General features: G+C 67.4%; 11 protein-coding genes and 1 pseudogene. 6 read left to right on the top strand and 6 right to left on the bottom strand.

Annotated elements, in window-relative coordinates; genetic code table 11:
* The 5 genes from EJK91_RS21985 to EJK91_RS20545 form a co-directional block, all read left to right on the top strand.
* Positions 1-536, top strand: a 536-nt coding sequence (locus EJK91_RS21985; RefSeq protein WP_164518048.1) for a hypothetical protein, incomplete at its 5' end; no start/stop codon positions are given.
* A gap of 25 nt (positions 537-561) precedes the next feature.
* Entirely contained in the window at positions 562-933 is a 372-nt protein-coding gene (locus tag EJK91_RS20560; RefSeq protein ID WP_024442000.1) for a DUF3054 domain-containing protein, read from the top strand.
* A 60-nt stretch (positions 934-993) separates the two neighbouring features.
* On the top strand, positions 994-1,572 hold the full coding sequence (locus tag EJK91_RS20555) for a hypothetical protein (RefSeq protein ID WP_125079832.1): 579 nt from the start codon (positions 994-996) through the stop codon (positions 1,570-1,572).
* A gap of 235 nt (positions 1,573-1,807) precedes the next feature.
* Positions 1,808-4,648 carry a (Fe-S)-binding protein gene (locus EJK91_RS20550; RefSeq protein WP_125079831.1) on the top strand — a complete coding sequence of 947 codons (2,841 nt, stop codon included), beginning with the start codon at positions 1,808-1,810 and terminating at the stop codon, positions 4,646-4,648.
* A 64-nt stretch (positions 4,649-4,712) separates the two neighbouring features.
* Positions 4,713-6,017 (top strand): pyridoxal phosphate-dependent aminotransferase, encoded by a 1,305-nt coding sequence (locus tag EJK91_RS20545; protein ID WP_024443878.1) that lies wholly within the window; start codon positions 4,713-4,715, stop codon positions 6,015-6,017.
* Between the two features lie 55 nt (positions 6,018-6,072).
* Here the strand turns inward: EJK91_RS20545 and EJK91_RS20540 are convergent, their stop codons facing one another.
* Both EJK91_RS20540 and EJK91_RS20535 read right to left on the bottom strand, forming a co-directional pair.
* On the bottom strand, positions 6,073-6,522 hold the full coding sequence (locus tag EJK91_RS20540; protein WP_125079830.1) for a DUF1707 domain-containing protein: 450 nt from the start codon (positions 6,520-6,522) through the stop codon (positions 6,073-6,075).
* An 8-nt stretch (positions 6,523-6,530) separates the two neighbouring features.
* Positions 6,531-7,976, bottom strand: a complete 1,446-nt coding sequence (locus tag EJK91_RS20535) for a carotenoid oxygenase family protein (RefSeq protein ID WP_125079829.1) — start codon at positions 7,974-7,976, stop codon at positions 6,531-6,533.
* 57 nt (positions 7,977-8,033) lie between these two features.
* Here EJK91_RS20535 and EJK91_RS20530 point away from each other — a divergent pair, with 57 nt between their 5' ends.
* Positions 8,034-8,666, top strand: a complete 633-nt coding sequence (locus EJK91_RS20530) for a WHG domain-containing protein (protein ID WP_046301469.1) — start codon at positions 8,034-8,036, stop codon at positions 8,664-8,666.
* A 7-nt stretch (positions 8,667-8,673) separates the two neighbouring features.
* On the opposite strand, the gene rfbA is transcribed toward EJK91_RS20530, so the two are convergent.
* From rfbA to EJK91_RS22200, 4 genes and pseudogenes are all read right to left on the bottom strand, one after another.
* Positions 8,674-9,540, bottom strand: coding sequence for a glucose-1-phosphate thymidylyltransferase RfbA (gene rfbA, locus EJK91_RS20525; RefSeq protein WP_125079827.1), 867 nt, complete (start codon positions 9,538-9,540; stop codon positions 8,674-8,676).
* 131 nt (positions 9,541-9,671) lie between these two features.
* Positions 9,672-10,031, bottom strand: a complete 360-nt coding sequence (locus EJK91_RS20515; protein WP_046301470.1) for a nuclear transport factor 2 family protein — start codon at positions 10,029-10,031, stop codon at positions 9,672-9,674.
* Positions 10,032-10,053: 22 nt separating this feature from the next.
* A complete protein-coding gene (locus EJK91_RS20510; RefSeq protein ID WP_046301471.1) occupies positions 10,054-10,815 on the bottom strand; it encodes a maleylpyruvate isomerase family mycothiol-dependent enzyme in 762 nt (253 codons plus the stop codon).
* Between the two features lie 29 nt (positions 10,816-10,844).
* Positions 10,845-11,330: pseudogene (locus tag EJK91_RS22200) on the bottom strand (hypothetical protein); the annotation flags it as partial.

Raw genomic sequence — 11,330 nt, 5'->3', positions numbered from 1 at the left:
TTGCCGGGTGGGTAGTCGGGCCCGCCAACCCGGGGCGCGGCCCCGACTACCCACCCGGCAACGCCCCGACCCAATACGCCTCGTACCAAGCTTTCGACGAGCCGACCGACCCGCAGGGCACCGACTTCACCGCGGTGTCGGACACTCCGTGGTTTCGCCGCCGATCGGTGCTGATCGCCTGGTTCGGGCTTATCGCAGTGATGCTCGCGCTGGTGGTCTGGGGAATCATCCAGCTGACCAGCCGTGGACCCGGCGGTGGCACCACCCCGGCAACCAGCTCGTCAAGTACCACCAGCTCCACGAGCAGCACTACCACCAGCAGCACGAGCAGCTCCTCCAGTGCGCCCAGCACCACTGCGCCGACGGCGGCCCCGCCCCGGCAGGCCCCGCCGCAGCAGCCGCCGGCGCAGCAGGCACCGCCCGCAAGCGAGTCCCCACGCCGCCGCCTCCCGCACCTGCCGTCGGTGATCACGATCCCGCCCATCCCCAAGGTGCCGGAGCTGCCGACGGTGATCACACTGCCGCCGCGGCGCTAGATCCCCGCCCCGGTACTCTCGCCGCATGCGATCACCGCGCACGCCGGCTTGGCTCGGGATTGACGTGGTAGCAGTGTTGCTCTTCTGCGCTCTCGGCCGGCGCAGCCACGACGAGGGCATCACCCTCAGCGGCCTGGCGACCACTGCTTGGCCGTTTCTGAGTGGCACCGCGCTGGGCTGGCTGGTGTCGCGCGGCTGGCGCAGGCCCACCGCGCTCTGGCCCACCGGGGTGGCGGTCTGGATCTCGACGGTGCTCGTCGGCATGCTTTTGCGCGAAGCGACCTCCGCCGGCGTGGCCACCAGCTTCGTCCTGGTCGCCTCGACGGTCACCGCCGTGTTCCTGCTCGGTTGGCGAGCTGTCACCGAGCTTGTCACCCGCCGGCGTTTGGCCAGCTGACGGGTTTCAGCCAGCGTCATCGCGGGTTTTCGTCAGGCGCGACACCTACCCTCGGTGCGTGTGAACCGATCGCCGGATGACCCCAACTTCGAGCCGACCCGGATGGCCGGCTACGACTACGGCGGTAACGGTGCCCACGGCGAGCCGGCCTATTACAGCGAACGCCGCGAGCCCGCCGGCCGCCAGCCCGAGTGGACCGAACCGCCGCCGCCACCAACCCCCTGGTATCTGCGACCCGTGGCGTTGGTCGGCCTGGGCGTGCTGACCGCAATCCTGCTCGCCCTGTTGGTGTGGGGCATGGTGCGACTGGTGAACAAGGAACCGATCCCCACCGCGCCGGCGCCCAGTTCGGTGACGTCCACCGCTCCCGCCGAAGAGCCCGCCGCCCCCGCCCCGCGACAGGCCCCGTCCGAGGCGGCCACCGACGAAAACCCGCCGCCGGCGACGGAATCCGCGCCGCCCACGTCCACCACCGAGGCACCGAGCACCACCACGAGCACCGAACCGCCCACCAGCACAACGCCACTGACCACAACCGAAGCCCCCACGACGACGGCGCCGAGCACCACGGCTGGGTCCACCACGCCCGCGCCGGCGCGACGGCCCCCGGAGATCGTCATCCCGCTGCCCGGGTTCTGAGTTCGGCATCGCCTCAGCGAGCGTGAAAGCGCGTTCGAATGGTCGCTCGCCGATACAGTTAGGCCAGCCTTTGTCGCGCTGAACCGCCTCGGAGTGGCACTATGAGCGAGCACCGAGTGGGGCTTGAACTGGTGCTGCGCAAGATTGGCGGTAAGTTACCCGTCAGTAACCATAGCTAAGTTACTGCCCGGTAACTTGTGGATGGGAGAGGCACTCCGTGACCGAAAATACCCAGATGCTGATCAGGCTGGTGGTCGGCCTGTCCATGACAGGGCTTGTCGGCCTGCTGGCCGCACGCCGGGTGTTCTGGCTCTTCCGACTGGTCATGTCTGGTCAGAAGGTCGGCGCCGAGCGGACGAACGACATCAAGACCCGGATCGAGACCCAGATCCGTGAGGTCGCCGGTCAGGCCAAGCTGCTGAAGTGGAACATCCCCGGGATCGCCCATTTCTTCACCATGTGGGCGTTCTTCGTCCTGATCACGGTCTACATCGAGGCCTACGGCCAGATGTTCAACCCACACTTCGCCATCCCGCTCGTCGGGCGCTGGGACGTCCTGGGCTTCATGCAGGACTTCTTCATCACCGCGGTCACCTTGTCGATCTTCGTGTTCATGGTCATCCGGGTGCTGCGCAACCCGACCGAGCACGGCCGGTCGTCCCGGTTCTACGGCTCGCACAACGGCGGTGCCTGGCTGATCCTCGTGATGATCCTCAACGTGGTCTGGACCTTCCTGCTGTTGCGCGGCGCCGCGGTCAACACCGGCACCCTGCCCTACGGCAAGGGGGCCTACCTGTCGCATCTGATGGGCAAGCTCATGGAGCCGCTGGGACTCGCGGTCAACGAGAACATCGAGACCGCCGCTCTGCTGCTGCACGTCGCGGTGGCGCTGGGCTTCCTGCTGATCGTGCTGAACTCCAAGCACCTGCACATCTTCTTGGCCCCGATCAACGTCACCTTCAAGCGACTGCCGAACGCCTTGGGCCCGCTGCTGCCGATCGAGTACCAGGGCGAGGCGCTGGACTTCGACAACCCGCCCGAAGACGCGGTGTTCGGGCGCGGCAAGATCGACGACTTCAGCTGGAAGGGCATGCTCGACTTCGCCACCTGTACCGAGTGTGGCCGCTGCCAGTCACAGTGTCCCGCCTGGAACACCGGCAAGCCGCTGAGCCCCAAGTTGCTCGTCATGGACCTGCGTGACCACTGGATGGCCAAGGCCCCCTACCTGCTCGGCGACAAGCCGATGCCGAACGGCGAGGTCGATCTGGCCGACGCCAAGCCGCTGGCCGGCCACCATGTGCCGGAAAAGGGCTTCGAGCGGATCGGCGGCTCCGGCCCGGAGCAGGCCGTCCGCCCGCTGGTGGGCACCGCCGAAGAAGGCGGCGTGATCGACCCCGACGTGCTGTGGTCGTGCACCAACTGTGGCGCCTGTGTCGAACAGTGCCCGGTGGACATCGAGCACATCGACCACATCGTCGACATGCGCCGCTACCAGGTGCTGGTGGAGTCGGAGTTCCCCTCCGAGTTGGGTGTGCTGTTCAAGAACCTGGAGAACAAGGGCAACCCGTGGGGGCAGAACGCCAAGGAGCGCACCTCCTGGATCGACGAACTCAACTTCGACATCCCGGTCTACGGCCAAGACGTCGACAGCTTCGACGGTTTCGAGTACCTATTCTGGGTGGGCTGCGCGGGCGCCTACGAGGACCGCGCCAAGAAGACCACCAAGGCGACCGCGGAGCTGCTGGCCGCCGCCGGGGTGAAGTTCCTGGTGCTGGGCACCGGGGAGACCTGTACCGGTGACCCCGCCCGTCGTGCCGGCAACGAGTTCCTTTTCCAGCAGTTGGCCGCGCAGAACGTCGAGATGCTCAACGAGGTGTTCGACGGTCTGGACAAGCCGGACCGCAAGATCATCGCCAGCTGCCCGCACTGCTTCAACACGATCTCTCGCGAATATCCGCAGCTGGGTAGCGAATACACGGTGCTGCACCACACTCAGGTGCTCAACCGGCTGGTGCGGGACAAGCGACTGATTCCGGTCGCCCCGGTGTCGCGGGAGGTCACCTACCACGACCCGTGCTTCCTGGGCCGCCACAACAAGGTCTACGAGCCGCCGCGTGAACTGGTGGAGGCGTCGGGTGCCAACCTGGTCGAGATGCCGCGCAACCGCGACCGCTCGTTCTGTTGCGGCGCCGGCGGCGCCCGGATGTGGATGGAAGAGCACATCGGTAAGCGGGTCAACCACGACCGCGTCGACGAGGCGCTTGCCACCGGTGCCACCACCATCGCCACCGGCTGCCCGTTCTGCCGGGTGATGGTCAGCGACGGCATCGACGACCGCATCGAGGCCTCCGGGCGTTCCGATGTGGACGTGCGCGACATCGCCCAGCTGCTGCTGGAGTCCCTCGACATGGACGCGGTGACGTTGCCGGCCAAGGGCACTGCCGCCGAGGCCGCCGCCAAGGCCGGTCCGAAGAAGGTCGAGGAGAAGGCGACGGCACCGGCTGCGGTGGCCACCGCGACGGCGGAGAAGCCGGCGGCCGAGGCCAAGGCCGCGGCTCCGGTGACGGGCCTGGGGATGGCCGGTGGCGCCAAGCGCCCCGGCGCGAAGAAAGCGGCCCCGGCCGCTGCCCCCGCCGCCGAGGCCAGCGCCGCCGCACCCGCAGCCCCGGTCAAGGGGCTCGGAATGGCCGGTGGCGCCAAGCGCCCGGGCGCCAAGAAGTCGGCTCCGGCCGCTGCACCGGCCGCTGAGGCCAGCGCTGCGGCACCCGCCGCATCGGCTGAGCCCGCAACGCCGGCTGAGCCCGCTGCACCGGCCGCTCCGGTCAAGGGCCTGGGCATGGCAGCGGGCGCCCGCAAGCCGGGCGCTAAGAAAGCGGCTCCGGCAACCCCGGCCGCCGAGCCGGCGCAAGCCGCCGCTGAGCCGGCTGCCGAGCCGGTCGCTACCGAGCCGGAGACGGTGCCGGCAGCTCCCGAGGCTGCTCTCGAGGCCGCTCCCGCAGCGGAGGCGCCCAAGGAACAGCCGCCGGTGAAGGGGCTGGGCATCCAGCGCGGGGCACGCCCGCCTGGCAAACGCTGAGATAACAAGTTGGGGCCGTATGGGTGCACATACGGCCCCAACTTGTTTCTCGAGCAAATTTTGATTGGACAGCTATGGGACCATTGTCAACGTGACCGCTCATTCGTTGCCGCACCAGACGCCGTGGCCTGCCACCAGCAGTCAGCCACGGCAGCGGACGTTCGCCCAGTCGACCAAACTGCAGGATGTGCTCTACGAGATCCGCGGTCCGATCCACGCCCAGGCCGCTCGGATGGAGGCCGAGGGGCACCGCATCCTCAAGCTCAACATCGGCAACCCGGCACCGTTCGGGTTCGACGCGCCCGACGTGATCATGCGGGACATGATCCAGGCGCTGCCCTATGCGCAGGGTTACTCGGACTCCCAGGGCATTCTGCCGGCCCGGCGCGCGGTGGTGACCCGTTACGAGCTGGTTGAGGGATTCCCCCGCTTCGACGTCGACGATGTCTACCTCGGCAACGGGGTCTCCGAGCTGATTTCGCTGGTGCTGCAGGCGCTGTTGGACAACGGCGACCAGGTGCTGATCCCCGCCCCGGATTACCCGTTGTGGACGGCGTCGACCTCGCTGGCCGGCGGCACACCGGTGCACTACCTGTGCGACGAGACCCAGGGTTGGCAGCCCGATATCGCCGACATTGAATCGAAGATCACTGAACGCACCAAGGCGTTGGTCGTGATCAACCCCAACAACCCGACCGGGGCGGTCTACAGTCGCGAGGTCCTCAGCCAGATCGCCGAGTTGGCCCGCAAGCACCAACTGTTGCTGCTGGCCGACGAGATCTACGACAAGATCCTCTATGACGACGCCGAGCACACCAGCTTGGCCACGCTGGCACCGGATCTGTTGTGTTTGACCTTCAATGGGCTGTCGAAGGCCTACCGGGTGGCCGGTTACCGCTCCGGCTGGCTGGCGATCACCGGCCCCAAGGAGCACGCGACCAGCTTCCTGGAGGGCATCAACCTGCTGGCCAACATGCGGTTGTGCCCGAATGTGCCCGCCCAGCATGCCATTCAGGTCGCGTTGGGCGGCCACCAGAGCATCGATGATCTGGTGCTGCCGGGTGGGCGACTGCTCGAACAGCGGGACGTCGCCTGGAGCAAGCTCAACGAGATCCCGGGTGTTACCTGTGTGAAGCCCCGCGGTGCGCTCTATGCGTTCCCGCGGCTGGACCCCGAGGTCTATCCGATCGACAGCGACGAGCAGTTGGTGCTGGACCTGTTGCTACAGGAGAAGATCCTGGTCACCCAGGGCACCGGTTTCAACTGGCCGGCACCGGACCACCTGCGCATCGTGACCCTGCCGTGGGCCCGCGACCTGTCCAGCGCGATCGAGCGTCTGGGCAACTTCCTGGTCAGCTACCGGCCGTAGTCTCTGCTCCGCTCGAGGCTGTAGTTAGCGCGGGAAAGTTCGAGTACCGAACACGCTAACTACAGGATGGGCGACTTCGCGCATGCGCGCCCACCGGAATCGCGTGGGAGACGATGCCGATGCCCCATCCGAGGATCGGCCAGACGGGCCAGAAGTACCACGCGCCGGCGAACACCGCGCTCAGCAACCAGATGCCGATCATCAACACCGACACCGCCAGGTACGCGCCCAGGTGAATCCGCACGCCTCGTCGGGCTACGGCGCTGCGCTGCGCGCGACGGCGCGGGTCTCGCCTGATGATCTGCGCGACAGGCAGATCGGTGAGCAGTTCCCTGAGCGCTCCGGCGGTTTGAGCCGCAAACGCCCGGGCCAGTCGTGTCTCGTATTCCTCCATCGACAGGTAGCCCTGGATGAATGCCTGACCGAGATGATCGGCAATACGCCCGCGCTCCGCGTCACCTACTCGGACCGCGGAATCCGGAACCGTAGCGAATCTCGTGGTCATGTCGCCCCCTATTGCCCGGTAGGCACCCAGTTGCCATGGAAGCCGGCGGGAACACGGTGCGGAAGGTGAACGCTCGCGATGTCCTGCAGCGTGGCCGCATCCAGGATCGCGAGTTCGGTGGTGTCGGTGGCGCCGTCATAGACGAAGCCCATCAGAACGCCGTCGTCTTCGGCCGCATCCGCCGTTCTCGGATGAAAGACGAACTCGCCCAACTGCTTTCCATCACCAAATGAACGCGTCGCCGCCGATCCTCCGACCAGATCATGCTTGAGCAGCGTTGCCGCGGGGACCACGCCGTCGCCGATGCCGACCGCGTAGCCGAACCGGTGCCGCTTGCCGACCAGTCGTTCATCAACCCGGGGAAACTCCTGACCACGGTCATCCACCCGGGATTCGCGCACCTTGCCGTCAGCTAGGTCGACGGTCCACCGCTCCAGCGTCGGCAGCCCCTCGGCGGGACCACGCAACTCGGTGTCGAACATCTTCGGATGCCGAACCACGTCGAGCACGACGGTGTCGCCCTCGTCGTAGGCATTCATCGGGTGGAACACGTAGCAGGGCTCTACCTCGAACCACCGAACATCCGCATTACCCCCCTCCCGCGGCATTATCCCCACCCGCGCAGGGTATTTCGGGTTCCACCGATACGGCATCGTGCGCACGCTGTTCTTGGGCATCGGCAACCGGGCCATGATCGGGTCCGGGATGCGTACCCGCCCGATCAGGGCCGACATGATCAGCCGCACCGGTAGCCGCAGTCCAGGCGGCGCCGCGCCCGCGGCCACCTGGCGGGTGTCGAACGTGACCGGCAGGTCATAGAAGACGACGTGGTTCTCGGTCAGCGAGAAGTCGTGCATCATCGGGGAGCCGGTGACCTCGATATCCACGGTGCGCCGCGCCCGACCGTCGGTGCCGATCACCGAGTATTGGACGTTGTTTCCGCGGTTGAAGGCGTACGAAACGGCATGCAGCTCACCGGTGTTGGGGTCACGCTTGGGATGCGCGGTGTACCCGCCGGACAGGGTGCCGTCGAAATCGCAGGTGCCGACGGTGTCCAGCTCGTCGGTCAGCTCGTAGCAGGAGATGCCGCCCTCGATCAGCGCGAGGGTTCGCCCGGCGTGGCCGATCACGTTGGTGTTGGCGCCGATCCCGGACGGTCCGCCGTGCCGGCCGGGCCGCGGCGGCTCGCCGAGCGAGGCCGCGGTCTGCGGACCCCGCACGTACCGGTTGCGGTACCACTCCGCCTTGCCGTCACGAAGCCGCACGCCGTGCACCATGCCGTCACCGATGAACCAGTGGTAAAAGGCCGGATCGATCTCGCCGACCGGGTTGGGCCCGTTACGCAGGTAGCGCCCGTCCAGGTAATCCGGGATGGTTCCGGTCACCGCCAACTCGGTGAGGGTGTACTCCTGCGCGATCGGCGCGAATCCGCCCTGCAAGTAGGGATTGGTCATCGGACACCTCCGGGACATAACGATGTTATTGGCCATGTATAACACTGTTATGGCACCATGGCAAGGGTGGATTTGAGCCCGCGTGACCGCTTGATCGAGGCCGGTGCGCGCCTGCTGGACAGTGAAGGCCCCGAGGCGTTGCAGGCCCGGAAGGTCGCCGCTGAGATCGGGGCCTCCACGATGGCCGTCTACACCCACTTCGGCGGAATGAACGGCCTGCTGGAGGCGATCGTCTCCGCCGCCTTCGAGCGTTTCGGTGTCGCGCTGGCCTCTGCCCCCAAGACCGACGATCCAATGGCCGACTTCTTCGTCATGGGCCACGCCTACCGGCAGTTCGCGCTAGCCAGCCCCCAGCGCTATCGGCTGATGTTCGGGCTCGCCGCACCGCAGAAGTTCCACGCCCCCGAGATGCCGGTGGCGACGGCCACCTTCAACCAACTCGTCACCGCGGTGGAGCGGATCATCGCCACCGGCCGGATCCGTGCCGACGACGCCGTCGAGCTGGCCGGACGAATCTGGAGCATGATCCACGGGGTGGTGCTCCTGGAGCTTGTCGGCACGTTCGAGCACGACCAAGCCCCGACCCACATCCTCAGTCCGATGACCATCGACATGTTCGTCGGGATGGGCGACAGCCGGGAAAACGCCGAGTTGTCGCTGCGGCGGGCGGCCGCCGCGATCCGGGAGTGAGCCCCCGTCACCGCCGGTCCAACAACCCCGTCAGGTAATCGCCGTAGCCGGACTTGCCCAGCACCGCGGCACGGGCCACGAGCGCGTCGTCATCGATGAAACCCATCCGCCAGGCCACCTCTTCGGGCACGCCGATCTTGAGGCCCTGGCGGCGCTCCACGGTGCGTACGTAATCGCCGGCGTCCAGCAGTGAGTCGAAAGTCCCGGTGTCCAGCCAGGCGGTGCCCCGAGCCAGGGTCTCGACCGTGAGCCGGCCCTGATCGAGGTAGGTCTGGTTGATGTCGGTGATCTCGTACTCGCCGCGCGCGGAAGGCTTAAGACCCTTGGCGATCTCAACGACATCGTTGTCGTAGAAATACAGCCCGGGTATCGCGAAGTGCGATGGGGGCGCGGCAGGCTTCTCCACCACCGACACCGCTGACCCGTGCTCATCGAACTCGACCACACCGTAGGCCGACGGGTCAGCCATCCAGTAGGCGAAAATGATCGCGCCGGAAAGCGATTGGTGACGCCGCAGGCTGGTTCCCAAGCCGGGTCCGTAGAAGATGTTGTCCCCCAACACCAGCGCGACAGAGTCGGTGCCGATGTGGTCGGCGCCGATCACGAAAGCCCGCGCCAAACCATCGGGCTGTTCCTGGACGGCGTAGCTGATGTCGACCCCGAATGCACTGCCGTCGCCCAGCAGTCGCCGGAAGGCGGGCGCGTCGTGACCAGTGCTGATCACCTGAATGTCCCGAATGCCCGCCAGCATCAGCGTGCACAGCGGGTAGTAGACCAGCGGCTTGTCGTATACCGGCAGCAGCTGCTTGCTCACACCCATGGTGATCGGATGCAGGCGGGTGCCGGAGCCGCCGGCCAGGATGATCCCGCGCATGCCGCTCAGCCTAACCGCGGCGATCGCGAGCGCGGCGCAGCCGGGCGAAGCGGGTCGCCGCCATCAGCACCGGCGATCGCGAGCGCGGCGCAGCCGGGCGACGCGGGTCGCCGCCAGTGGGCGACAGGCGGCTAGTCGACCAGATCGGCGTCGGTGAGGTCTGTGGCGGCCAAGGCGCTGTCCAGGTCCTGGTGCCGGAATACCGCGGTGACGCGGTCGTGCACCACCCGGAAGGCGACCGCCTGGGCAGCGCCTGCTCCCGCGGGGATCAGTTCGGCCACCACCACACCGTCGTGCACATACATCCGGCCGATTCCGGCATTCACCTGTGCCGAAGCGGCCCACCCGCGTAGTGCCTGATGGCCCTGCCCGGCGCCGTTGGCGTCGGCCACCTCGATGTCGTCACTGGACAGCTTTTCCAGGGTGTCCAGGTCACCGGCGGCCAAAGCGTCGTGCCAGGCGAGGACCGTTGCGATCTCCGATGTGCTCATGCTCGCCAAAACTACCGCCCGATCAGAAGGCGGTGTGGTCGATCCAGTTCTGCCACACCGTGGCGTCGCCGAAGATCGCGATGTCGGTATCGCCCACCGGTACCCGGCGCGTCACCGCCAGGAACAGGTCACGTGCCGAGCCCCGTAGGGCCACCGAACCTTTGCCGTGCTCATGTGACCAGCTCACCGTGTCGGTCCCGGCCGGACGGCTGATGGTCCACTCCCCTGCCGCCCCGAGGCCGTCATCGGTGGCGTGCAAGTGCACACTCTGGCCATCGGCCAGCGGCACCACGTGGCCATTACGCGCGATGAGTACGGGGATCAGGTCCAGCAACTCGCCGATCCCGTCGGCGGCCAGCTCCGGCGGCAGCGCGAAGTCACCGCCGAGCGCCAGCGTGGCATCGGCGCGGTGCACGGTCGCCTCGTGCAGCCTGCGACGCACCCACCAGGAAGACGGGCGGGGACCCATGAACGTCCACGCCGGGGTGTCCGGCCCATTGTGGGCGACGGCGTCCAACACCCGCTGCGCGCCGTCGTGCAACCAGTCGATCGCTGCGTCCGTCTCGGCGGGCGGCTTGCCGTCGACGACGTCACGCGGGTCCAGGGGGCCATCCATACGATCGCTGATGATCTGTGCGGCCCAACGGTTTCCGCGCCCGAAGTGCCGGAACAGTTGCGTAAGATTCCACTCCGGGCAGGTGGGGATCGGCAATTGCGGATCGCCGGTGCGGATCAGCTCCCCGAACGCGCGCGTCTCATCGAGTAATGCTGCGGCGTAGTCCACGCCGTCAGGCTAGTGGATTCTGGGCCGGCTCAGAAGGGCCAGCCACCTTTGCCTCCACCACTGCCACCACTGCCGAAGCCCGGGAACCAGGAGCCGCCGCCGCCACCTTTGCCGCCGCCGCCGCCGAGGCCCGGGAACCACGGGTTCCCGCCGCCGCCGTTGCTGCCGACGCCGGGCAGCCAGGGTGAGGGGTTGCCGCCCTTCTTGCCGCCACCATCGTTATCAGGCAGCCAGGACGGGTTGCCGCCCTTCTTGCCGCCACCATCGTTATCGGGCAGCCACGACGGGTTTCCGCCCTTCTTGCCGCCGCCATTGTTGTTGCCCGGCAGCCACGACGGGTTTCCGCCGTTGTTGGACGGTGGCCGGAAGATCGGCGGCAGCTCGGGTTGCTGGATCGGCGGTGGTGCCGGGACCGGCGCAGCCGGGGCCGGTGCCTCGATCGGCGCCGGCACACGGATGGGCACCGGAATCGGTATCGGCGCCGGAGCCACCGGCGCCGATACCGATTCCGGTGC

Origin of the sequence: Mycobacterium sp. P7213, from assembly GCF_900604305.1 — a bacterium.
GTDB lineage: Bacteria > Actinomycetota > Actinomycetes > Mycobacteriales > Mycobacteriaceae > Mycobacterium.
Note: the sequence above shows the minus strand (reverse complement) of the source record. Positions and strands in the feature narration are given on the sequence as shown.

Excerpts from the sequence above, each read along its gene's own strand:
- EJK91_RS20560 (WP_024442000.1), top strand. The coding sequence starts at position 562 with ATGCGATCACCGCGCACGCCGGCTTGGCTCGGGATTGACGTGGTAGCA.
- EJK91_RS20550 (WP_125079831.1), top strand. The coding sequence starts at position 1,808 with ATGCTGATCAGGCTGGTGGTCGGCCTGTCCATGACAGGGCTTGTCGGC.
- EJK91_RS20540 (WP_125079830.1), bottom strand. The coding sequence starts at position 6,522 with ATGACCACGAGATTCGCTACGGTTCCGGATTCCGCGGTCCGAGTAGGT.
- EJK91_RS20535 (WP_125079829.1), bottom strand. The coding sequence starts at position 7,976 with ATGACCAATCCCTACTTGCAGGGCGGATTCGCGCCGATCGCGCAGGAG.
- EJK91_RS20530 (WP_046301469.1), top strand. The coding sequence starts at position 8,034 with ATGGCAAGGGTGGATTTGAGCCCGCGTGACCGCTTGATCGAGGCCGGT.
- rfbA (WP_125079827.1), bottom strand. The coding sequence starts at position 9,540 with ATGCGCGGGATCATCCTGGCCGGCGGCTCCGGCACCCGCCTGCATCCG.
- EJK91_RS20515 (WP_046301470.1), bottom strand. The coding sequence starts at position 10,031 with ATGAGCACATCGGAGATCGCAACGGTCCTCGCCTGGCACGACGCTTTG.